This is a genomic window from Streptomyces sp. MGP-BFMKR1, from assembly GCF_057766585.1.
Genome location: NZ_CM173408.1, coordinates 6,335,183 through 6,355,992 on the forward strand (window position 1 = coordinate 6,335,183; position 20,810 = coordinate 6,355,992).

Here is a 20,810-nt window from a genome sequence, read left to right on the forward strand (position 1 = left end):
CTTTACCCAAAGCTGACGTGTTGCCCCGAGCTTGACGTGCGGGCGACCCCGTGGCGGCCGGGAACCGGCCGTCAGCCCGCCCCGCCGCCCGTGAGCCGGACCGGGAGGGTGTGCGTGCTGTTGCCGATGAAGCTCGGGTGCGGCGGCAACTCGGCCTCGGGCACCGCCAGGGCGAGGTCCGGGAACCGCTCGTAGAGCATGCCCAGCGCGAGGGTGGCCTCCATCCGGGCCAGCGGGGCGCCCAGGCAGTAGTGCGGTCCGTGGCTGAACGCCAGGTTCCGCACCTCGGTCTCGCGCGTGACGTCGAACCGGTCGGCGCTCGGCCCGTACGCCAGCGGATCGCGCCCCGCCGCCGTGTACGAGGCGAGCACCGGGGCGCCGCGCGGGATGACCGTGTCGCCGACGGTCAGGTCGGTGGTCGGGTAGCGGAACGGGAAGTAGCTGACCGGGCTGTCGTACCGCAGCGTCTCCTCGACCACCGCGTCCCAGCCGACCTCGCCGGCGAGCACGCGGGCCAACTGGTCGCGGTGGGCGCACAGCGCCCGCACCGCGTTGGTGATCAGGTGCAGGTTGGTCTCGTGCCCGGCGATGACGACCAGCAGCAGCGTGGCGGTCAACTCCTCCTCGCTGAGTCGGTCCCCGTCCTCCTCCCGGGCCGCGATCAGCGCGCTGGTCAGGTCGTCCCCGGGGTCGGCCCGCCGGTCGGCGGCCACCTGGGACAGGACCGCGTACATCTCCTCGGTGGCGGCGCGCGCCCGCCGCGGGGCGGTGGCGGTGGAGACGATGTCGTGCGACAGCTCGTGCAGCCGCCGCTCGTACGCCGGGGCCACGCCGAGCAGTTCGCAGATCACGCCGAGCGGCAGCGGCAGGGCGAAGCGCTCGCGCAGGTCCACCACGCCGTCCGGGGCCCGGGCCGCCGCGTCGGCCACCTGGTCGAGCAGCGCCCGGGTGCGCTCCCGCACGCGCGGGCGCAGCGCCTCCACCCGGCGCGGCGTGAACGCCCTGCTGACCAGGGTGCGCAGCCGGCGGTGCTCGTCGCCGTCCGCGGTGGTCATGCCCCGGACGGTGGCGAACGCGGTCAGCGGCCAGCCCGCGGGCAGGTCGCCGGCGTGCAGCGCGGCGAAGTGGCGGGAGTCCTTGGCGACGGCGGGGTCCTGGAGGAACTCCGCCAGCTCGGCGTGGCGCACGACGGCGTACGCGCACACCTCGCCCGGCAGTACGAGCGGAACCGCCGCGCCGCGCTCGCGCAGGGCGGCGTTGACGGCGTGCTGGTCGACCCCGTGCGGGTCGAGTCGGTGTGGGAGGCTGACAGGGCAGCGCTGGGGGTCGCTCATCGACCATCTCCCCGTGGAGGGCGGACCGTTGCGGGTCAGGGTAGCCACGGAACCGCGGATTCCCCCGGGGGCGGGAAGGCGCCGAAGCTCAGAACTACCTCAACAATCAGCCAGTTCGCGGACGGGCCGGGGTTCGGTTTCCTAGGCTCGTGATCATGACCGCCACACCGGCGCCCGGGCCCCTCCGTAAGCGACGGCCCGCCGCGACCCCCCACCCGCCGGCAGGCGCGCCGGAACCGGCACACCCCCACCCGCCGGCCGGCCCCCACGCCACCGCGCCCACCCCGCCCCCGCCCACACCGGCCCCGTCCACCCCGGCCCCGTCGCTGCCGCGCGCCGCCGCGCCGCTGCCCGACGAGGACCCGCGACACTACCTGGAGCACGGCGCCCGACTGCTCCGCGAGTGCCTGCCCGCCGCCACGTTGGAGCGCCTCGCGCGCTGGCGCGCCGCCCCCACGCCGTGGCTGGAACTGACGGGGTTGCCGCGGCCCGAGACCGAGGTGCCGACCCCGCGCACCGGCTTCTGCGACGAGTCGCTGCTGACCGTCCCCAACCTCGTCCACTTCGGGCTGCTGCACCTGCTCGGCCTGGAGCCGGTCGCCTACCGCTGGGAGAACCACGGCCGCCTCGTCCGCAACGTCGCCCCGAGCCCCGGCGCCGCCCGGAGCCAGACCTCCTGGGGCTACGCCACCGGCCTGGACTGGCACACCGACGACTCCGTGCTCGACCACCGCGCGGACGGCGCGGCAGCGGAATCCATTCCGCACTTCCTGTCCTTCTACGGCATGCGCAACACCGAGCGCGTCCCGACCTGGCTGCTGTCCGTCGACGAGGTCCTCGCCGGCCTGCCCGCCGCCACCGCCGACGCGCTGCGCCAACCGGACTTCGACGTCACCGCCCCCGAGTCGTACGCCCCCACCCACGCCGACACCGCCGGCAGGCCACCGCTGCGCACCGGCGTGCCCCTGCTGTGGACGCTGCCGGGCGGAGCGGTCGGCCTGCGGTACGGGCCGGGGCGGGTCACCGGGCGTACGCCGGCGGCGCGCGCGGCGCTGGCGCGGTTCGAGGCCCGGATCGCCGCCTGCGAGGGCGAGCCGGTCATGGTGGAGGCGGGCGGCTTCCAGATCTTCGACAACCGTAGGGTGATGCACCGGCGGCTCCCGTTCGAGCCCGCCGCCGCGGACCGCGCACGCTGGCTGCGCCGCTGCTACGCGCGGAGCACCGAGGCGGCCTGACCCGGCGCCACCGGGGCAACGCCGCACGGGCCGGCGGCCCGCGGCCGGGAAAGGGACGGCCGCGGCCCGATGCGACGGCCTGAGAGGCGACGATGCACGACATATCCCTGCTGACGCTGGCCCTGCTGTGCCTGGCGGCGGCCATGGCGGGCTGGATCGACGCGGTGGTCGGCGGCGGCGGGCTGCTCCAACTCCCCGCCCTGCTGGTCGGCCTGCCCCACGTGCCGGCGGCGCACGTCCTCGGCACGAACAAGGCGGTCGCGGTCGTCGGCACGTCGGCCGCCGCGATCACCTACACGCGCAAGGCCCCGGTGGACGTGCCCACCGCCATCCGCATCGGCGTCGCCGCCGTCGCCGGCTCCTTCGGCGGCGCGTTCTTCGCCGCCGGCATCAACAGCGCCGTCCTGCGCCCGCTGATCATGGTGGTGCTGCTGGCGGTGCTGGCCTTCGTCCTGCTGCGCCCCACGTTCGGCGCGAGCCCCGGCACGGGCCCGGTCACCCGCAACCGCGTACTGGCCGCCATCCTCGTCGCGGGCCTCGGCATCGGCTTCTACGACGGCCTGATCGGCCCCGGCACCGGCACGTTCCTGGTCATCGCCTTCGCCGCGATCCTGCACATGGACCTGGTCACGGCGTCGGCCACCACGAAGGTCGTCAACACCTGCACCAACCTCGGCGCGTTGGCCATGTTCACCGCCCAGGGCGCCGTCCTGTGGTCCATCGCCGCCCCCATGGCCCTGTTCAACCTGGCCGGCGGCATGCTGGGCGCCCGCATGGCCCTGAAACGGGGCAGCGGCTTCGTGCGTGTGGTGCTGGTCGTGGTCGTCGTCACCCTGGTCTGCAAGCTGGGTTACGACCAGTGGGTGGCCTGAGTCCCGGCTCACGGGCTCACGGGATCGCGGGATCGCGGGCTTCGGCCAGCGGGGACGATTCTTCGCGATCTTGGCGTGCAAGTTCCCGCAAGTCGGTGGCCGTGACGCTGGGTTGTCGGCAAGTGTGGTCTCGGTAATCACCGATCGAGCGGGAGGCTTGCGTGACGATGAAGTTTCTGGGGAAGGACCCGAACTCACCCAATGGGGAGTCGGCCACTGTGTGGGACGACGAGGACAGCTACGTCATCCAGGGCTTGCGAGTGACGGACGACCGCTCGCTGGCCACCGTCGGTGAGGTGCCGGCACACGAGACGCTCGTCCGCATCCCCAAGTACATGATGCAGTTCTTCCCGGAGGCGAACGGTGGCTGACGTTCCCACCTTTCGGGAACTGCTCACCGGCTGTGAGCAGACGGCGCTGCATCTGGAGATGCGCGACGGGTACATGCGCAGCGATCCGATGTTCATCGCCTGGCAGGCGGGCAAGGTCACGGAAGAGTCCCTCGACCCGAAGCGCAGTGCGTGGCTCGGCCTCATGCAGGAAGTGACCGGCCGCGGAGTGGACGTGCGGAGGGCACGGATCATCTCCGAGCCCGTCACCGACTACATCCGTTTCGAGTACGACGTGACCGTGGGGAATGTGGCTGCCGGTGAGCAGGTGCGATGGCTCCCTCGGCGCAGGGCCACGGATCTGGCCTTGCCGGGCAACGACTTCTGGCTGCTCGATGGGAACGTCGTTCTGGTCAACCACTTCAGTGGCGACGGCGAGCTGACTCCCCAGGATGACAAGGAGTTGATCACGGACCCGGCGGTGGTGAAGCTGTGCACCTCAGCTTTCGAAGCTGTCTGGGAGCGGGCGATCCCACACGAGGAGTACCGGCCGATCTAGACCCGGCATGATCCACGACACTGGAACCGTGTCCTCGCCCTCATCCAGTGTTCAGCAGGCAAGACAAGCCCTTGGCCAGCGACTGCGTGAGGTGCGGAGAGAATCCGGGCTGACCGCGAGGGCGCTGGCCAAGGCCGCTGGGTGGCATGAGTCGAAGTGCTCACGGATCGAGAACGGGCGGACGCTACCCTCGGACGCTGACATTCGCCTCTGGGCGCTCCACTGCGGTGCGGACGGGCAGATCGCCGACCTGATCGCCACCGCCCGTGGTGTGGAAGGGATGTACGTCGAATGGCGGCGCCTCGAAAAAGGTGGCTTGCGGCGCGTACAGGAGTCGGTGTCACCGCTGTACGACCGAACGCAGACCTTCCGTGTGTACAGCTCATGGCTGCTGCCCGGAATTCTCCAGACTGCCGCATACACCCGGGCAGTTCTGCACGCCCTCGCCCAGCGCAGGGGGCTGGCCGACGACGTTGAGGAAGCCGTTAGCGCCCGCATGCAGCGCCAGCGGGTTCTGCATGGAGGTCAACACCGTTTTGCCATCGTGTTGGAGGAATCTGTGTTGAGGACGGTGATCGGGGGCTGCGACACGATGGCGGCTCAACTGGGCCACCTCATCGAAGTAGGGTCGTTGCCCCGGGTCAGCCTCGGGATCATTCCCTTCGCCGTTGACCGGACGGCCATGCGGCCTGTCGAAGACTTCTGGATCTTCGACAATGAGCAAGTCAATGTGGAGCTGACGTCGGCCTTCCTCACCATTACGCAACCCTACGAGATCGCGGTCTACGCGCGAACATTTCGGGCACTTAGTGGATTTGCCGTCTACGGGAAGGCGGCTCGATCCCGCATCACCGCAGCCATCGACGCCCTGGAATAGCCCATCTGAACGGAGATTCGTGAACGAGGAACAGTACGTCCCGTGGAGCACCGTGACCCAGACGGGTCTTGGCGCACTGCAACATGCGGAATGGCCGCTCTACGAGCGGACGCGCCGCTTTCGGATCTACGAGCCCGGCGTCGTGCCCGGGCTCGCGCAGACGGAGGCGTACGCCACCGCGCTGATGAGCCGGATCGTCGCGTTCTACGGACTGCCCGATGACACCGAAGCGGCGGTGGCGGGGCGGTTGGGTCGGCAGCGTGTGTTGCGCGAGGGGGACCACGAGGTCTCGATGGTGATCGAGGAATGGGTGCTGCGCGCCAACATCGGAGGCGCGGACGTCATGCGCGAACAGTTCGACCATCTCGCGGCGGTGGCGGAGTTGCCCCGGGTGAAGCTCGGCATCATTCCCATGGGCGTCCCACGCGCGATGTGGCCCACGACGGGCTTCTTCCTCTTCGATGACGCACAGGCCAGGACGGAACTGCCCGAGGCCGAAGTCATCGTCACCACCCCGGCCGAGATCGACATCTACGCCCGCACCCACGCCGAACTCGCCGGGATGGCGGTCTACGGCGAGCAGGCCCGTGCGCTGATCGAGGACGCCCGCGCCGCGCTCGGGTGAAGCGCGCGCAAGTTCGCGCACATCCGTGGAGGGCCGCTGACCCCGCTTCGTAGCTTCCTGCTCAGCGCGGCGCTGTCGAGCGTCGCCGAACAGGAAGGACGAAGCCGATGGCCTCAGTCGACCTCTACGAACTCGACCTCGACGGCGCGCGGTTCAGCCCGCCCCTCGCGTGCGGGGGCAACCCGCCGGACGCCCCGGAGACCTGCGTGACGCTCGCGCCGATCCCGGGCGTAGCCGGGGCGTACGCGCTCGGCGACAGCAAGCGGCCCGGCGCCGAGCCGTTGCGGTTCACCGGGGCGGAGTTGCGGCGCGCGGGGATCGATCCGGCGCGGTTTCGCCCCTCCGCGTGAGCGGTGGCCGGCCGCCGCACTTCCACGCGTACTCCTGGACCGGGCCCAAGCCCGACTTCGACCGGGAGCGTGACCGGCGGCCCGAGAGCCCCGGGTTCGCGGCCTCGGAGTTGCCGCCGCTCCAGGTGGCGCACTGGCTGCGCAAGCCGGGGCGGCTCGTGCGGGCCACGTACGAGGGACCGGGGGAGGCGGCGGCGTGGCTGGCCGAGCGGGTGGGGGAGAGCGTGGCCGTCGAGCGGCTACGCCCGCCCCTTGACGCTCAGGTCGCGCTGGCCGTCCAGACGCTGGGCTGGGGTGGCGACATCGGCTGGGGCGCCTATCTGACCGGGACGCGGTTCCTGTCACTCGCGGTCGTCGCCTGCCCCAACCGGGCCGATCCCAGCGCCCGCTGCCCGCTTCGTTAGCCCAGCGACGTGGGCCGGCGGCCTCGCCCGGGGGCCGCCCCGCACGTGTGCGGGGCGGTCACGGAGCGGCATGCTCCGCCACAAGCGGCTGAAACGGAGGTAATCGGTCCGCGCGCGAGTAAAAGGATCAGCCGCGTGGCACTACTTTCCGTAGTTGATCGCTCGCGCGGCGACCGGCCGGGTCGGGACTCCGATCGGCCGAGTTGACGTGCGCAAGACCGTTCTTCCTGGAGGTGTGTGGTGACCTTGGCGCCCCAAGGCCCGTCCGGTCTAGCTGGCGATACGGATCAAGCCGCCGTAGCGTACGACCGATTTGATTACACGCCGTATCCGAAAAGCGTATTGCGGGCCCGTCAGCGCGCCGCGCGGCTCGTCGCGGAGTGGGGGCTGCCGGACCTCGCCGACGACGTGGCGTTGGTCGTCTCGGAGCTGGCGAGCAACGCCGTGCTGCACGGCGCGTTGCGTGGCCGGCTGTTCCGCGTGCAGCTCACGCTCACCGAGGCGGTGCTACGGATCGCCGTCAGCGACCCGAAGGGCGAGCGGTTGCCGCGGACCAGACAGCCCGGGCCCGACGACAAGTTCGGGCGGGGACTGCTCATCGTGGACGCGCTCGTGGCCCGGTGGGGCGTGCGGGAGCGCACGATCGGCAAGGACGTGTGGGCGGAGTTCGACGTGGCGCGGGGCGCGCGACCCCGCGGCTAGACCACGGCAACGGGCCCCCGCCGCGCGGCGGGGGCCCGCCCCTTTCCCCGCCGCGCCCCGTCCGGCCGCCCGGCCCCGCCCTGTCCCCGGCGCCGCTCAGCACCGCGCCGGGCGGGCGCGCGGGGGTCGGGTCACGCCGTGGGCTGGGCCCACGCGCCGGAGGCGGCCGTCGCCTCGATGTAGCCGGCGATGTCGCGCGGCTCGCGGCCGAGCACGCGCTGGACGCCGTCCGAGAGATGGGCGTTCTTGCCGTTCCGGATCACCGCGAACAGCCGGCGCAGCACCTCGACGAAGTGCGGTTCCACCCCCGCCCGCACCGACTCGGCGGTGAACCGCTCCTCGTCGAGCGCGGTGTAGTGGATCTCCCGGCCGGTGGCCTTGGCGATCTCCGCGACGACCTCCCCGAACGTCAGCAGCCGTGGCCCCGACAACTCGTACGTCTGCCCCGCGTGCCCGTCCTCGGTCAGCACCGCCACCGCCACGTCGGCGATGTCCTCCACGTCGATGAACGGCTCCTGGCCGTCCCCGGTCGACAACCGCACCTCACCGGCCAGGACCGCCGGCAGGAAGAAGTCCTCGCTGAAGTTCTGCGCGAACCAACTCGGCCGCAGCACCGTCCACTCGGCCACCCCGGACTCCCGGACCGCCCGCTCGCCGTCGATCACCGCCTCCTCCTCGCGCGCCGACAGCAGCACGACGCGCCGCACCCCGGCGGCCACGGCGCGCTCCGCGAACGCCCGTACCGCGCTGGCCGACTCCGGGCTCGTCAGCTCGCCGGGCGGCACGAGGTACACCGCGCCCACCCCCGCGAGGGCCGGGTCCCAGGTCTCCTCCTCCTCCCAGACGAAGCGCTGCCGCCCGCCCTCGGCGGACCGTGACGCCACCCGTACGGTCAGGCCACGCTCCCGCAGCCGCTCCACCACGCGGCGACCGGTCTTGCCGGTACCGCCCAACACCAGAAAGTCGCTGTCCCGCAGCAGACCGTTGTCCGTCATGCCGCCCAGTCAACCGGCGCGCGGGACGGGCAACCATGGTCGAGAGGCTCGCCGGCATGTCCGTTCGTCCACCCCGCGCGCGGAAATCCGTCCGCACCGCGCACAGACGTGCGTTTACGCTGACGCCATGGACGCGCTCGCTGATCTCCTGAACGAGGCACGGGCCCGCGGGGCTCTCTTCCACCAGTCCATCCTGGCCCCGCCCTGGTCGTTGCGGTTTCTGCACGGCGCACCCCTCGCGCTGGTCACCATGGTGCGCGGCGACGCCTGGATCACGCCCGGCGGCGCGGCCCCGGTGGCGCTGCGGGCCGGCGACATCGCGATCGTGCGCGGCCCGCAGCCGTACACGGTCTCCGACCGCCCCGGCGTCCCGCCCCAGGTGTTGATCCACAACGACGACCACTGCACCACACCGACCGGCGAGGACGTCAGCCAGGCGCTGACGCTGGGGCTGCGGACGTACGGCAACAGCCGGACGGGGGAGGGGTTGTTGCTCAGCGGCGCGTACCAACTCCCCAGCGACGTGGGCGAGCGGCTGCTCGCCGCGCTGCCCCCGCTGCTCGTCCTCACCGAGGAGTGCTGGGACTGTCCGCTGATGCCGTTCGTCGCGGAGGAGGTCGCGCGCGACGAACCGGGCCAACAGGTCGTCCTGGACCGGATGCTCGACCTGTTGCTCATCTCCACGCTGCGGGCTTGGTTCGCCCGCCCGGAGGCCGAGGCGCCCGCCTGGTACCGGGCGCACGGCGATCCGGTGGTGGGGCGGGCGCTGCACCTGCTGCACGACAACCCGGCGCACCCGTGGACCGTCGTCGAACTCGCCGCCAAGACCGGCGTCTCGCGCGCCGCCCTCGCCCGTCGCTTCACCGGGCTCGTCGGCGAGCCGCCGATGACGTACCTGACCGGCTGGCGCATGGCGCTCGCCGCGGACCTGCTGCGCGAGCCGGACATGACGGTGGAGCGCGCGGCACGCCGGGTCGGGTACGCCAACGCCTTCGCGCTGAGCGTGGCGTTCAAGCGGGTACGCGGCGTGAGCCCGAGCGCCCACCGGGCCCGCGCCCAGCGCGCCCAGCCCGCGCCGCCACCGCGTACCACCCCGGCGGCCCTGCCCGGGGTCGCGTCCCCGGCCCAGAGATCCCCGGCCCAGAGATCACCAGCCCCGACGTCGCCGACCTCGCCCGTCTGACCCGCGTCGCCCGCACCGGCACCGGCACCGGCCCCGGCCCCGCCACCTGGGCTCGCGCGCGCCACCTGGGCCCGCGCCCGCCCCGTGCCCGCGCGCGCCCGCCCCGTGCTCGCGCGCGCCCGCGCCCGCGCGCGCCTCTCCGTGCCGCTCGGCCGGCTGGCGGCTTCGCGCGGGCGTACGTGGGTGGCTACAGCCAGCCGCGCCGGGCCGCCTGGAGACCCGCCTGGAAGCGGGTCTGGGCGCCCATCAGGGCCATGAGCTGGGCGACGCGGCGGGTCATGGTGCGCTGCGTGATGCCGAGCGTGCGCATGATCGAGGCGTCCTTCATGCCGCTGGCCAGCATGCTGAGCAGCTCGCGGTCCCGCTCGTCCAGCGGGCTGTCGGGCGGGGCGCTGACGCCGATCGGCGCGGCCCGCTCCCACATCAGGTCGAAGCACGTGACGATGGCCGTCAGCAGCGGCGACGGGCGCACCACGATCGCGGCCGAGGACTCGCTCGCCTCCAGGACCAGCGGGATCACGGCGCTGGCGCGGTCCGCGATCAGCATCTTGAGCCGGGCCGCCGGCAGGCTCCGTGCCTGCTCGCCCTTGGCGACGCAGGACCAGACGAACTCCATCCGGCCCGGCATCTCCAGCGCCGCCGCGTCGTAGATGACCCGACACTCGACGCCGCGCCGCAGCAACTGGTCCTCGATGGGGTTCTCGTTGGCCGTCGCGCTGAAGTACGGCGGGCAGTCGACCACCAGCATCTCCCGCTCCGCGCCGAGCTGGAGCTGCTCGACCCGGTCCCGCATCGCGAGCGGGCCCTCGACCAGCTCGATCAGGTCCCCGGGGCTGCTCGCGGTCGCCCCCTGGTAGCGCACGGCCAGCTCCCGCAGGTGCCCGCGCAACTCATCCAGCTCCTGCTGCCGCCGCTCGGCGAGGGCGTCGAAGGCCGCGCCGGGTGGGGCGGCGGTGTAGCGGGCGGGCCGGCCCCCGATCCTGGCGATCAGGCCCGACTCGACCAGTCGCCGCAGGGCGGGGCGGACCTGGGCCGGGGTCGCCCCGACGGCGTCGGCGAGTTGGGTCGTGGTGCAGCGAGGGGTGGACAGCACATGCAGATACAGGGCGCTCTCGGTGGCGCCGAGACCCACGGGTTCCAGCAGCGCATCCGGCATCGGCCCAGCATAGGAAGGCCGAGCGCGGGCGGCTAGTTGTGGCCATCGGCCACCTTTCGGCATTCCGGCCGATGGGTATCCACGCTACGGTGCACCAGATTCCACCTGCCCGATTCATCCTGGCCAACGAAGTCTGGGCCAACCATTTGGCCACTGGTCTGGACCGATGACGCGGAGCCACTCGCACCACCCGATGACGTTCGACCCGACACTCGCGGGACGCCCGCCAGACGCCGCCCGTACGCGGGAAGGACGCGTGAGGGACCTGATGCCGATGTGGACGACGTGGGGGACGTGAAGGATGTGAACCCGGCGTTATGACCGCCACGACAGCGCCCAGCCTCGCGCGACGGCGCTTCACCCTGCCCACCGTCCCCGCCTCCGTGCCCCTCGCGCGGCGCGAGGCGCGGAAGCTGCTGGCCGACTGGCTGACCGAGGCGGAGGAGACGCTGGCCGACGCCGCGCTGCTCGCCCTCAGCGAACTGGTCACCAACAGCGTCCGGCACGCCGCGATCACCTCGCCGCTGTCCGACATCACCCTCACCCTCACGCCCGACGTGCTGGTCATCGCCGTACACGACCGGCACCCCGCCATCCCCGCGCCGCGCTCTAAGGCCCACGCCGACGGCAGCGGTGGCCGGGGCCTGGCGATCGTCGCCGCCCTGGCCGAGGAGGCGGGCGGCGAACTGCGCGTGGTGGCCGACGAGGACGCGCTCGGCAAGACGAGCACGGTCCGCCTGCCGCGCTAGATCTCCCGCGTCACACGCCCACCCGGCGGTCGGCCGCCACGCCCGCGCCCCGTGCGCCGCCGTGGCAGGGCCCGACCGCCGCGCTCAGTCCCGCGTCGCGGCCTCATCGGCGACCCCGGCCAACTGGTCGAAGGTGCGCACGAGCACCGCCCGCCGCTCCTCCTTGAACCCCTCCGACGGGTCCAGCCCGTCGATGGTCCGCTCCCAGACGGCTATGAAGTGGTCCTTCCACCCCTCGATCACTTCGGGAGCTGGCAGGCGCCGGGCCCCGTAACCGGCTCGCGTGAGGACGTACAGCAGCTCCAGGTCGCACGGCACCGTGTTGCCCCGGTACTCGTCCGGCTCCAGCTCCACGGGGTCGCCGGCCATCGCGTCGGCCACCTCGGCGACGAGCCGGTCGATGACCTCCGACAGGTGGTCGGCCGACGTGTCGTTCTCGAAGTTCCCGCTGCCCCACGTGCCCATGAGGGCCCTCCCCGTTCGAGCCGTCCGTGCCCCGGTACGACTCCAGCTCACCACGGGGGTCTGACAGTCCCGCGCTCGGTCAGGGTTCGAGCGCGCACTCCGGGGTCGCGGTCACCGCGGTCAGCAGGACCACCGAGTCCTCCACGGCGAGCAGCGAGTTCCGTTCGTGCGGGATGGCCTCCATCTGGCCGGCGATCAGGTCACGGTCGCCGCTCTCGCTGCCCGTCAGCCGCACGTGGCCGTGCAACACCTGGAGGCTGGCCGCGGGCGGGGCGTTGTGCTCGTCCAACTCCGTGCCGGTGACCAGCGCGATCAGGCTCTGCCGCAGCGGTCCGTCGTGCAGGAACAGGTGCGCGCTGCGCCCGTGCGACTCCATCCGTGCCCGGTCGAGATGGTCACGGGCCAGTGCGGTGAGGTCGTCCATGGACCGTCCTTTCGCTGCGCTGCGCGTACCGCTTTGGTGGTATTTGACCGTACCGCGAGCCCGAATGACCCGCGCGGCTACCGTGGTACCCCGCGTGTACGCCCGCATGCCATGTTTCCGGCCGCCGCTCTTCGGGAGTGTGGCCGAGGGGCGGCGGGTAGCCGGACCGTCAGCCCGAGCCGAAGGAGCCGTACCCGTGGCCCACCACCCCTCCGATCCTGCGGCAACGCCCGTCGCCACGCCCGCAGCCGCACCCGAATCCGCCACCGTCCTCACCGTCCTGACCACCACCGACGCCGGCGAGAAGGCCGACGCCCTGGCGCGCGGCTCGGTGGCGGCCCGGGTGGCGGCCTGCGCGCAGATCAGCGGGCCGGTCACCTCCGTCTACCGGTGGCGGGGCGAGGTGGTCACCGAGCGGGAGTGGCAGGTGCTCTTCAAGACGACGGCCGCGCGGTTCGAGGCGCTGGCCGAGTACCTGCGGGCCGAGCACGACTACGAGACGCCGGAGATCATCGCGACCCCGGTCACCCACGGCGACCCGACCTACCTGGCCTGGGTGGTCGACGAGACCCGCCCCGAGTAGCCGCCCGATGACCGGACCGCCGCGCCCGCGGGCCGCGCCCCCGCTCCCCGCGCCCGCCGCCGCGTCGCCGGAGCGGCTGCCGTTCTTCGTGTACGGCACGCTGCGACCCGGCGGCCGGCACCACGCCTGGGCGCTGCGGGGCCGCACGCGCGCGCAGGAGCCGGCGCGGATGCCGGGCCTGGCGCTGTACGAGGGGCCGGGATACCCCTACGCCGTCGAGACCGGCCCCTACGCCGTCGAGGCCGGGACGGCCCGGAGCGAGACCGCCGCCGACGCCGCGCCCCCGGCCGACCGGACCGCCGCGGGCCGACAGCGCGGCGCCCGGACCGACGGCAACCGGACCCACGCCGACCGGGCCGACGCCGGCCGGCCCCACGGCAACCGGCCCCACGCCGAGCGAGACCACGGCGACTGGGTCCACGGCGACCTGGTCTGGCCCACCGACGCGGCCTACCCCGACGTGCTCCGCACGCTGGACGCCCTGGAGGAGTACCGGCCGGGCCACCGCGACAACCTGTACGAGCGCGTCGTGCGGCACGCGCGACGCGCCGGCGGCCAGTCGGTGCGGGCCTGGGTCTACCTCGCCGGGCCCGCCCTCGCGGCCCGGGCGCGCGCCGCGGGCCCGGCCATAGCCGGCGGCGACTGGCACCGCCGCGACGTTACGCTGGGAGCTTCTTTCCGCAGCTCAGAGCGAGATTAGGTGCCATGCCCGACCCGTCCGACCCCACCGCCGGGCCCGCCCGGCCCGCCCAGGCTGGCGGCTGCGCCCCGCACGCGTCCGCCCTCCCCACCGCGGAGCTTCACCTCCACATCGAGGGCACGTTGGAGCCGGAGCTGGCCTTCGCGCTGGCCCGGCGCAACGGCGTCGCGCTGCCGTACGCCTCCGAGGACGAGCTGCGCGCCGCGTACTCCTTCACCGACCTCCAGTCCTTCCTCAACCTCTACTACGCCCTGATGGACGTCCTGCGCACCGAGGAGGACTTCGCCGAGCTGGCGCACGCCTACCTCGCGCGGGCCCGGGCGCAGGGGGTGCGGCACGCCGAGATCTTCTTCGACCCGCAGGCCCACGTCGCGCGCGGGGTGCCGATCGGCACGGTCATCGACGGCCTCGCCCGCGCGCTGGACCAGGCGCCCGAGACGTACGGCATCACCACCCGCCTCATCATGTGCTTCCTGCGCGACGAGAGCGCCGAGTCGGCCCTGGCCACCTTCGAGGCGGCCCGCCCCTGGTTGGGGAGGATCACCGCGGTCGGGCTCGACTCGGCCGAGGTGGGCAACCCGCCGTCGAAGTTCCGCGAGGTCTTCGAGCGGGCCCGCGCCGCCGGGCTGAAGTGCGTGGCGCACGCGGGCGAGGAGGGCCCGCCCGGATACGTGTGGGAGGCGCTCGACATCCTCGGCGTCGACCGGATCGACCACGGCGTGCGCTGCCTGGAGGACGAGGCGCTGGTGGCCCGGCTGGTCGCGGACCAGGTGCCACTGACCGTGTGCCCGCTGTCCAACGTGCGGCTGCGGGTGTACGAGGACCTGGCCGACCACCCGCTGCCCGCCATGCTCGCGGCCGGCCTGCGGGTGTGCGTCAACTCCGACGACCCGGCGTACTTCGGCGGCTACGTCGGCGACAACTACACCGCCGTCCGGGACGCGCTCGGCCTGGACGCCGCGGCGCTGCGCACGCTCGCGCGCAACTCCTTCCTCGCCGCCTTCCTCGACGAGGAGACCCGGGCCGGCTACCTGGCCGAGGTGGACGCGCACGCGTTCTGAGGCGCGTCGGTTGACTTCAACAATGGTTCAACTCCTACCGTCGTCGTCATGGAGTTCTCACACAGCGACGAAGAGTTGGTCAAGCAGCCGATCGGCTACTGGAGTTGGGCCGCGAGCCAGGCGGTCGTCACGTACATCAGGGCGGGCCTGTCGGGGGTCGGGCTCACCCAGCCGCAGTGGTGGACGCTGCACCAGGTGGCCGAGCACCCGGCCGGGCGCACCCGCGAGGAGATCACGGCCGTGCTCAAGGGATACCTGGACGTCGGCGCCGACCTGGAACCGGAGATCGACGCGACCCTGGAGCGCGGCCTGCTCGAACCCGACGAGGACGGGCGGCTGCACTTCACCGAGGCGGGCGAGGCGCTGTACGCGCAGGCCGCCGAGATCCAGCGGGCCAGCAGGGAGACCGTGCACGAGGGCATCACCGACGCGGAGTTCCTGACCACCATGAAGGTGCTCCAGCGGATGATCCACAACACGGGGGGTGAGGCGTGGCACCACTGACCGGCGCTCGCGACGCGCCCGCGCCCGCCACCCGCCCCGGGGCGCCGCACCCCGGGGCCCGGCGGCGCGGGGCGCGCCCGGTCAGGACCGCCCGCCCCCCGGCGGCTACCGTCGGGGTATGAACGGCACACCACCGCCTTCCACCGGGCGACCCGGGCGATCTGTGCGATCTGTGCGATCTGAGCACTCTGGGCAACCTGGTCAATTCAGCCAGCCCGGACGGATAGCCCCGGCGGGCCGGACCACCCCGGGCGGTCCACCACCCCAGCCTCCCGCGCCGACCGCCGCCGACCGGGCCGGCGGGGTGGCGGAGCCGGGCGTGCCCGGCTACTCGGGCGCCGACCTGGAACGCTGGGAGCCCGAGCCCGACAAGCGCCCCGGCCGCACCGCCTTCCAACGCGACCGGGCCCGACTGCTGCACTCCGCCGCGCTGCGCCGACTCGCCGGCAAGACCCAGGTGGTCACGCCCGGCGTGAGCGGCCAGGCGTGGGACGCGAGCCCCCGCACCCGGCTCACGCACTCCCTGGAGTGCGCCCAGGTGGGCCGCGAACTCGGCGCCGCGCTCGGCTGCGACCCCGACCTGGTCGAGGTCGCCTGCCTGGCACACGACCTCGGCCACCCCCCGTTCGGACACAACGGCGAACGCGCGCTCGACGAGGTCGCCGCGGACTGCGGCGGCTTCGAGGGCAACGCCCAGTCGCTGCGCCTGCTCACCCGCATCGAGCCCAAGCGCTTCCGCACCGACCCCGAGACGGGCGAGCCGACCAGCGTCGGCCTCAACCTCACCCGCGCCGCCCTGGACGCCGCCACCAAGTACCCCTGGCCACGCGGCGGCCACCCCACCGACCCCACCTCGCCCAAGTTCGGCGTCTACGAGGACGACCTGCCGGTCTTCCACTGGCTGCGACAGGGCGCCCCACCGGCCGGCACCTGCTTCGAGGCCCAGGTCATGGACTGGGCCGATGACGTCGCGTACTCCGTGCACGACGTCGAGGACGGCCTGCACGCCGGGCACCTGGACCCGGCGATGCTGCTCGCCGAGCCCGAGCGGCGCGAGGTCTTCGCCGTCGCCGCCAGCCGCTACGCCCCCGGGGCCGACCCGGCGGAACTGGCCGATGCCCTCGACCGGCTGCTCGACCAGGAGTGGTGGCCGCACGGATACGACGGCTCCGCCCTCGCCCAGGCCCGCCTCAAGGACGCCACCAGCCAACTCATCGGCCGCTTCTGCCAGGCCGCCGAGGAGGCCACCCGCGCCGCGTACGGCACGGGCCGGCTCACCCGGTACGCGGCCAGGCTCGTCGTGCCCCGCCCCGTACGCCTGGAGTGCGCCGTCCTCAAGGCGGTGGCCGACCGGTACGTGATGCAGCGCGCCGACCAGGAGCGGCTGCGCGCCGAACAGCGCGTCGTCATCGCCGAACTGGCCGAGGCGCTGATCGCGCGCGCCCCGCACGGGCTCGACCCGCAGTTCCGCGCGCTGTTCGCGACCGCCGCCGCCGACGGCGACGATGCCGCCAGGCTGCGCGTCATCGTGGACCAGATCGCCTCGCTCACCGACGCCTCCGCCCGCTCGCTACGCGCCCGCCTGGCCACGCCCCGCTGAGCCGCCCGCCGCCCGGCCCGGCGCGGCACCGCCTCGCGCGGCGGTGCCGCGCCGGCCGGGCCGCCGGCTGGCCCGTCCGGCGTAGTGCCCCTTCCCGCGGGCCGCTCGGTGCGGGACCCTCCTCCCTGTGGTGGGACGGCCGGGGTGTACACCAGACGTTCATGCTGGGTGTACGCACGGGCATACACCCGCACAGGCGAACCGGGGCACCCCGGGCGCAGGCGTACCGCGCGCGAGCGAGGAGGCGACAAGTGGTCGACGCACATCGAACGTTCGTCATCGTCGGAGGAGGGCTTGCGGGGGCGAAGGCCGCCGAGACGCTCCGGGCCGAGGGCTTCACCGGCCGGGTGATCCTCATCTGTGACGAACGCGACCACCCCTACGAACGCCCGCCACTGTCCAAGGGGTTCCTCAGCGGCAGCCAGGAGCGCGACAGCGTCTTCGTCCACGAGCCGGGTTGGTACGCGCAGGCCGACATCGAACTCCACCTCGGCCAGCCCGCCGTGCACCTCGACCGGGAGGCCAGGTCCGTACGCCTGGGCGACGGCACCCGCATCCACTACGACCGGCTGCTGCTGGCCACCGGCGCCGAACCGCGCCGCCTGGAGATCCCCGGCACCGACCTGGCCGGCGTGCACCACCTGCGCCGCCTCGCCCACGCCGAGCGGCTGCGCGGCGTGCTGGCGTCGCTCGGGCGCGACAACGGGCACCTGGTCATCGCCGGCGCCGGCTGGATCGGCCTCGAAGTCGCCGCCGCCGCCCGTGGCTACGGCGCCGAGGTGACCATCGTGGAGCCCGAGCAAGGGCCACTGCACACCGTCGTCGGGCCCGAACTCGGCGCGCTCTTCACCGACCTGCACGGCTCGCACGGCGTCCGCTTCCACTTCGGCGCCCGGCTCACCGAGATCACCGGCCAGGACGGCATGGTGCTGGCCGCGCGGACCGACGACGGCGAGGAGCACCCCGCGCACGCCGTGCTCGCCGCGATCGGCGCCGCGCCCCGCACCGCGCTCGCGGAGGCCGCGGGGCTGGAGATCGCCCCGCGCACCGGCCCGGCCCGCGGTGGCATCGCCGTCGACGCCGGCCTGCGCACCAGCGACCCGGACATCTTCGCCGCCGGCGACGCCGCCGCCTTCCCGCTGCCCCAGCTCTCCGCCGGGCTGCCCGCGGGCGAGCGGCTGCGCGTCGAGCACTGGGCCAACGCGCTCAACGGCGGCCCGGTCGCCGCCCGCGCCATGCTCGGCCAGGGTGTGACGTACGACCGGGTGCCGTACTTCTTCTCCGACCAGTACGACGTGGGCCTGGAGTACTCGGGCTACGCGCCGCCCGGCAGCTACGCGCAGGTGGTGTGCCGGGGCGATGTCGGCAAGCGCGAGTTCATCGGCTTCTGGCTGGACGCCCAGGGGCGGCTGCTGGCCGGGATGAACGTCAACGTGTGGGACGTCACCGAACCGATCCAGGCCCTCATCCGCTCCGGCGCGCCGCTCGACCCGGAGGCCCTGGCCGACCCCTCGGTCCCGCTGGCCTCGCTGCTGCCGTAGGGCGCGGCCAGCCGCCCGGGTCCGCTCCCGTAGCGTGGCCGTATGCCGATCGTCACGTCCGTGGTCCCGGTGGCGGAGATCCTCGACCTGCGCTGGTCGATCCTCCGCCCCGGGCAGCCCCGCGCGAGCGCCGTCTTCCCCGAGGACGACGCGCCCGGCGTCTTCCACCTCGCCGCCTACCCGGACGCCGACGCCACGGCGCGCCCGCTGGCCTGCGCGACGTTCTTCCCCGACCCGCTGCCGCCGGTCGCGGCTGACCTGGCCGGGCCCCGGGGCCGCGCCGAGAGCGCCTACCGGTTCCGCGGCATGGCCAGCGCCCCCGCCGCCCGTGGTCAGGGCTACGGGCTGGCCGTGCTGCGCGCCGGGCTGGCCGAGGCCGCCGCTCGCGGTGCCCGCTGGACCTGGTGCAACGGGCGCACCTCGGCCCGTGGCTTCTACGAGCGCCACGGCTTCACGGCCGTGGGGGAGGAGTTCGACGTCCCCACCATCGGCCCGCACCTGATCTTCGTGATCGAGTCCCCGTGACCGTGCCGGCGGTCCCGGCGGCCCCGGCGGCCCTAGCGGACGGGAGTGTCGGGGGCCACCCGTAGAATTCACGCGTGGCAGGACGGATCAATGACGACGACGTGAAGGCGGTCCGGGACGCGGTCCCGATCGACGCCGTCGTGTCCGAGTACCTCCAGTTGCGCAACGGGGGCGGCGGCAACCTCAAGGGCCTGTGCCCCTTCCACGACGAGAAGTCCCCGTCCTTCCAGGTCAGCCCCAGCAAGGGCCTCTTCTACTGCTTCGGCTGCCAAGAGGGCGGCGACACGGTCGACTTCGTCATGAAGATCGACCACCTCTCCTTCGCCGAGACCATCGAGCGCCTCGCCGGCGTCGCCGGCATCACGCTCCGCTACGAGCAGGGCGGGTACACGCCCGGCCGCCAGCAGGGCGAGCGCACCCGCCTGGTCGAGGCGCACAAGGTGGCCGCGCAGTTCTACGTCGAACAGCTCGCCAGCCCCGAGGCCGAGATCGGCCGCGCCTTCCTCGCCCAGCGCGGCTTCGACCAGGCCGCCGCCGAGCACTTCGGCGTCGGCTACAGCCCCGCCGGCTGGGACCACCTGATCCGCTACCTGCGCGGCCGGGGCTTCAGCGACAAGGAACTCCTCCTGTCCGGACTGGCCCAGGAGGGCCGCCGCGGGCCCATCGACCGCTTCCGGGGCCGCCTGATGTGGCCCATCCGCGACATCACCGGCGAGGTCATCGGCTTCGGCGCCCGCAAGCTGCGCGACGACGACAACGGCCCGAAGTACCTGAACACGCCCGAGACCCCGCTCTACCGCAAGTCCCAGGTGCTCTACGGCATCGACCTGGCCAAGAAGGAGATCGCCAAGACCAACCGGGCGGTCGTCGTCGAGGGCTACACCGACGTCATGGCCTGCCACCTGGCCGGTGTCACCACCGCCATCGCCACCTGCGGCACCGCCTTCGCCGGCGAGCACATCAAGATCCTGCGCCGGCTGCTGATGGACAACTCGGGCTCCGAGGTCGTCTTCACCTTCGACGGCGACGCCGCCGGCCAGAAGGCGGCGCTGCGCGCCTTCGAGGACGACCAGAAGTTCGCGGCCGAGACCTCGATCGCCATCACCCCGGGCGGCATGGACCCCTGCGAGCTGCGGCTCGCGCAGGGCGACGCGGCGGTGGCCGGCCTGGTGGACAGCCGCACCCCGCTGTTCGCCTTCGCCATCCAGCACGTCGTCGGCCGGCACAACCTCAACACCGCCGAGGGCCGCGCCGCGGCGCTCGAAGCCGCGGCGCCCATCGTCGCCAACATCAAGAACAGCTCCATCCAGCACGAGTACGCGGTGACGCTGGCCGGCATGCTGGGCATCCTGGACACCCAGTTCGTGGTCCGCCGCGTCTCCCAACTCGCCCGCTGGAACCGCGAGCGCGGCCAGCGCGGCGGTCCCCCCGGCGCCCGTGGCAACGGCTCGTACGGCCGCGACGGCGGCCCGGGCGGCCCGGCGGGGCGCGGCGAGCCGCACGGGCCGGCGGGGCAGCAGAGCGCCGCGCCGCCCGGGCTGCGCGGCCCCGCGCTCAACCTGCGCAGCCCCGCCCACCGCGTCGAGCGCGAGCTGCTCAAGCTCGCCCTCCAGCGCCCCGAACTGGTGGCCCCGGCCTTCGACGCGTACGGCGCCGACGAGTTCACCGCCCCGCCGTACGCGGTGGTCCGCGAGGTCATCGAGCAGGCCGGCGGGGTCTCCATGGCCGACGCGGACTACGTGGCGCGGGTGCGCGAGGCCGCGCCCGACGACACGGTGCGCGCGCTGGTCACCGAGCTGACCGTGGAGCCGCTGCACACCCGCCGCGACGCCGACGAGGTGTACGCGGGCATGCAACTCGTCGCCGTCCGGCTGGCCGCCGTCAACCAGCGGATCACCGAGATCCGCGGCACCCTCCAGCGCCTGGGCCAGCAGGCGGACCCGGCCCACCTGGCCGCCGTGCAGAACGAGCTGTGGGTCCTCCAGCAGTACGGGCAGTCGCTGCGCGAGCGCGGCGCCGCCGCGCTGTAGCCGTCCG

The 20,810-nt window shown here is 73.4% G+C and carries 24 protein-coding genes; 19 read left to right on the plus strand and 5 right to left on the minus strand.

Annotated elements, in window-relative coordinates:
• Positions 1-71 precede the first annotated feature (71 nt).
• Positions 72-1,334 (minus strand): cytochrome P450 family protein, encoded by a 1,263-nt coding sequence (locus tag AC3CHW_RS25230; RefSeq protein WP_488467999.1) that lies wholly within the window; start codon positions 1,332-1,334, stop codon positions 72-74.
• 155 nt (positions 1,335-1,489) lie between these two features.
• Here AC3CHW_RS25230 and AC3CHW_RS25235 point away from each other — a divergent pair, with 155 nt between their 5' ends.
• From AC3CHW_RS25235 to AC3CHW_RS25275, 9 genes are all read left to right on the plus strand, one after another.
• A complete protein-coding gene (locus AC3CHW_RS25235) occupies positions 1,490-2,569 on the plus strand; it encodes a TauD/TfdA family dioxygenase (RefSeq protein ID WP_488468000.1) in 1,080 nt (359 codons plus the stop codon).
• 92 nt (positions 2,570-2,661) lie between these two features.
• Positions 2,662-3,441 carry a sulfite exporter TauE/SafE family protein gene (locus AC3CHW_RS25240; RefSeq protein WP_176161504.1) on the plus strand — a complete coding sequence of 260 codons (780 nt, stop codon included), beginning with the start codon at positions 2,662-2,664 and terminating at the stop codon, positions 3,439-3,441.
• 167 nt (positions 3,442-3,608) lie between these two features.
• Complete coding sequence (locus tag AC3CHW_RS25245; RefSeq protein ID WP_488471163.1) at positions 3,609-3,812, plus strand: hypothetical protein; 204 nt, start codon at positions 3,609-3,611, stop codon at positions 3,810-3,812.
• Positions 3,805-4,329, plus strand: a complete 525-nt coding sequence (locus AC3CHW_RS25250; RefSeq protein ID WP_488468001.1) for a DUF6879 family protein — start codon at positions 3,805-3,807, stop codon at positions 4,327-4,329. Before AC3CHW_RS25245 ends, AC3CHW_RS25250 begins: the two co-directional genes overlap by 8 nt.
• Before the next feature lie 7 nt (positions 4,330-4,336).
• Positions 4,337-5,206, plus strand: coding sequence for a helix-turn-helix domain-containing protein (locus tag AC3CHW_RS25255; protein ID WP_488468002.1), 870 nt, complete (start codon positions 4,337-4,339; stop codon positions 5,204-5,206).
• A gap of 19 nt (positions 5,207-5,225) precedes the next feature.
• A complete protein-coding gene (locus AC3CHW_RS25260; RefSeq protein WP_488468003.1) occupies positions 5,226-5,831 on the plus strand; it encodes a DUF5753 domain-containing protein in 606 nt (201 codons plus the stop codon).
• Between the two features lie 107 nt (positions 5,832-5,938).
• Positions 5,939-6,181 (plus strand): DUF397 domain-containing protein, encoded by a 243-nt coding sequence (locus tag AC3CHW_RS25265; protein ID WP_488468004.1) that lies wholly within the window; start codon positions 5,939-5,941, stop codon positions 6,179-6,181.
• Positions 6,178-6,585, plus strand: a complete 408-nt coding sequence (locus AC3CHW_RS25270) for a hypothetical protein (RefSeq protein WP_488468005.1) — start codon at positions 6,178-6,180, stop codon at positions 6,583-6,585. Before AC3CHW_RS25265 ends, AC3CHW_RS25270 begins: the two co-directional genes overlap by 4 nt.
• A gap of 342 nt (positions 6,586-6,927) precedes the next feature.
• Positions 6,928-7,287 carry an ATP-binding protein gene (locus tag AC3CHW_RS25275; protein WP_459248495.1) on the plus strand — a complete coding sequence of 120 codons (360 nt, stop codon included), beginning with the start codon at positions 6,928-6,930 and terminating at the stop codon, positions 7,285-7,287.
• 131 nt (positions 7,288-7,418) lie between these two features.
• Here the strand turns inward: AC3CHW_RS25275 and AC3CHW_RS25280 are convergent, their stop codons facing one another.
• Positions 7,419-8,282, minus strand: a complete 864-nt coding sequence (locus AC3CHW_RS25280; RefSeq protein WP_488468006.1) for an NAD(P)H-binding protein — start codon at positions 8,280-8,282, stop codon at positions 7,419-7,421.
• A 127-nt stretch (positions 8,283-8,409) separates the two neighbouring features.
• On the opposite strand from AC3CHW_RS25280, the gene AC3CHW_RS25285 reads away from it, so the two are divergent.
• A complete protein-coding gene (locus AC3CHW_RS25285) occupies positions 8,410-9,465 on the plus strand; it encodes an AraC family transcriptional regulator (RefSeq protein WP_488468007.1) in 1,056 nt (351 codons plus the stop codon).
• A gap of 187 nt (positions 9,466-9,652) precedes the next feature.
• Here the strand turns inward: AC3CHW_RS25285 and AC3CHW_RS25290 are convergent, their stop codons facing one another.
• Positions 9,653-10,621, minus strand: a complete 969-nt coding sequence (locus AC3CHW_RS25290; RefSeq protein WP_381159541.1) for a helix-turn-helix domain-containing protein — start codon at positions 10,619-10,621, stop codon at positions 9,653-9,655.
• 317 nt (positions 10,622-10,938) lie between these two features.
• Between AC3CHW_RS25290 and AC3CHW_RS25295 the strand changes: the two genes are divergently transcribed.
• Positions 10,939-11,370: an ATP-binding protein gene (locus AC3CHW_RS25295; protein ID WP_488468008.1), complete on the plus strand. Its 432-nt coding sequence runs from the start codon at positions 10,939-10,941 to the stop codon at positions 11,368-11,370.
• 84 nt (positions 11,371-11,454) lie between these two features.
• Here AC3CHW_RS25295 and AC3CHW_RS25300 read toward each other — a convergent pair whose 3' ends face one another.
• A complete protein-coding gene (locus AC3CHW_RS25300; RefSeq protein WP_488468009.1) occupies positions 11,455-11,835 on the minus strand; it encodes a DUF4259 domain-containing protein in 381 nt (126 codons plus the stop codon).
• A 79-nt stretch (positions 11,836-11,914) separates the two neighbouring features.
• Positions 11,915-12,259: a cupin domain-containing protein gene (locus AC3CHW_RS25305; RefSeq protein ID WP_398607155.1), complete on the minus strand. Its 345-nt coding sequence runs from the start codon at positions 12,257-12,259 to the stop codon at positions 11,915-11,917.
• 196 nt (positions 12,260-12,455) lie between these two features.
• On the opposite strand from AC3CHW_RS25305, the gene cutA reads away from it, so the two are divergent.
• From cutA to dnaG, 8 genes are all read left to right on the plus strand, one after another.
• Complete coding sequence (gene cutA / locus AC3CHW_RS25310; protein WP_488468010.1) at positions 12,456-12,842, plus strand: divalent-cation tolerance protein CutA; 387 nt, start codon at positions 12,456-12,458, stop codon at positions 12,840-12,842.
• Positions 12,843-12,849: 7 nt separating this feature from the next.
• Positions 12,850-13,542 carry a gamma-glutamylcyclotransferase family protein gene (locus tag AC3CHW_RS25315; RefSeq protein WP_488468011.1) on the plus strand — a complete coding sequence of 231 codons (693 nt, stop codon included), beginning with the start codon at positions 12,850-12,852 and terminating at the stop codon, positions 13,540-13,542.
• Between the two features lie 5 nt (positions 13,543-13,547).
• Positions 13,548-14,603 carry an adenosine deaminase gene (locus AC3CHW_RS25320; RefSeq protein WP_488468012.1) on the plus strand — a complete coding sequence of 352 codons (1,056 nt, stop codon included), beginning with the start codon at positions 13,548-13,550 and terminating at the stop codon, positions 14,601-14,603.
• A gap of 48 nt (positions 14,604-14,651) precedes the next feature.
• The gene (locus AC3CHW_RS25325) at positions 14,652-15,107 is read left to right on the plus strand and encodes a MarR family winged helix-turn-helix transcriptional regulator (RefSeq protein ID WP_398607153.1); all 456 of its coding nucleotides are present in this window, start codon (positions 14,652-14,654) and stop codon (positions 15,105-15,107) included.
• A 319-nt stretch (positions 15,108-15,426) separates the two neighbouring features.
• The gene (locus tag AC3CHW_RS25330; protein WP_488468013.1) at positions 15,427-16,707 is read left to right on the plus strand and encodes a deoxyguanosinetriphosphate triphosphohydrolase; all 1,281 of its coding nucleotides are present in this window, start codon (positions 15,427-15,429) and stop codon (positions 16,705-16,707) included.
• 251 nt (positions 16,708-16,958) lie between these two features.
• The gene (locus tag AC3CHW_RS25335) at positions 16,959-18,248 is read left to right on the plus strand and encodes an NAD(P)/FAD-dependent oxidoreductase (protein WP_488468014.1); all 1,290 of its coding nucleotides are present in this window, start codon (positions 16,959-16,961) and stop codon (positions 18,246-18,248) included.
• A gap of 42 nt (positions 18,249-18,290) precedes the next feature.
• Positions 18,291-18,773, plus strand: a complete 483-nt coding sequence (locus tag AC3CHW_RS25340) for a GNAT family N-acetyltransferase (protein WP_488468015.1) — start codon at positions 18,291-18,293, stop codon at positions 18,771-18,773.
• 74 nt (positions 18,774-18,847) lie between these two features.
• Entirely contained in the window at positions 18,848-20,803 is a 1,956-nt protein-coding gene (dnaG, locus tag AC3CHW_RS25345) for a DNA primase (RefSeq protein ID WP_488468016.1), read from the plus strand.
• Positions 20,804-20,810 lie beyond the last annotated feature (7 nt).

Coding starts and splice junctions, on each gene's coding strand:
- AC3CHW_RS25240 (WP_176161504.1), top strand. CDS start 2,662: ATGCACGACATATCCCTGCTGACGCTGGCCCTGCTGTGCCTGGCGGCG.
- AC3CHW_RS25255 (WP_488468002.1), top strand. CDS start 4,337: ATGATCCACGACACTGGAACCGTGTCCTCGCCCTCATCCAGTGTTCAG.
- AC3CHW_RS25315 (WP_488468011.1), top strand. CDS start 12,850: ATGACCGGACCGCCGCGCCCGCGGGCCGCGCCCCCGCTCCCCGCGCCC.
- AC3CHW_RS25295 (WP_488468008.1), top strand. CDS start 10,939: ATGACCGCCACGACAGCGCCCAGCCTCGCGCGACGGCGCTTCACCCTG.
- AC3CHW_RS25320 (WP_488468012.1), top strand. CDS start 13,548: ATGCCCGACCCGTCCGACCCCACCGCCGGGCCCGCCCGGCCCGCCCAG.
- AC3CHW_RS25235 (WP_488468000.1), top strand. CDS start 1,490: ATGACCGCCACACCGGCGCCCGGGCCCCTCCGTAAGCGACGGCCCGCC.
- AC3CHW_RS25290 (WP_381159541.1), bottom strand. CDS start 10,621: ATGCCGGATGCGCTGCTGGAACCCGTGGGTCTCGGCGCCACCGAGAGC.
- AC3CHW_RS25265 (WP_488468004.1), top strand. CDS start 5,939: ATGGCCTCAGTCGACCTCTACGAACTCGACCTCGACGGCGCGCGGTTC.
- AC3CHW_RS25285 (WP_488468007.1), top strand. CDS start 8,410: ATGGACGCGCTCGCTGATCTCCTGAACGAGGCACGGGCCCGCGGGGCT.
- AC3CHW_RS25230 (WP_488467999.1), bottom strand. CDS start 1,334: ATGAGCGACCCCCAGCGCTGCCCTGTCAGCCTCCCACACCGACTCGAC.
- AC3CHW_RS25305 (WP_398607155.1), bottom strand. CDS start 12,259: ATGGACGACCTCACCGCACTGGCCCGTGACCATCTCGACCGGGCACGG.
- AC3CHW_RS25280 (WP_488468006.1), bottom strand. CDS start 8,282: ATGACGGACAACGGTCTGCTGCGGGACAGCGACTTTCTGGTGTTGGGC.
- AC3CHW_RS25245 (WP_488471163.1), top strand. CDS start 3,609: ATGAAGTTTCTGGGGAAGGACCCGAACTCACCCAATGGGGAGTCGGCC.
- AC3CHW_RS25300 (WP_488468009.1), bottom strand. CDS start 11,835: ATGGGCACGTGGGGCAGCGGGAACTTCGAGAACGACACGTCGGCCGAC.
- AC3CHW_RS25340 (WP_488468015.1), top strand. CDS start 18,291: ATGCCGATCGTCACGTCCGTGGTCCCGGTGGCGGAGATCCTCGACCTG.
- AC3CHW_RS25325 (WP_398607153.1), top strand. CDS start 14,652: ATGGAGTTCTCACACAGCGACGAAGAGTTGGTCAAGCAGCCGATCGGC.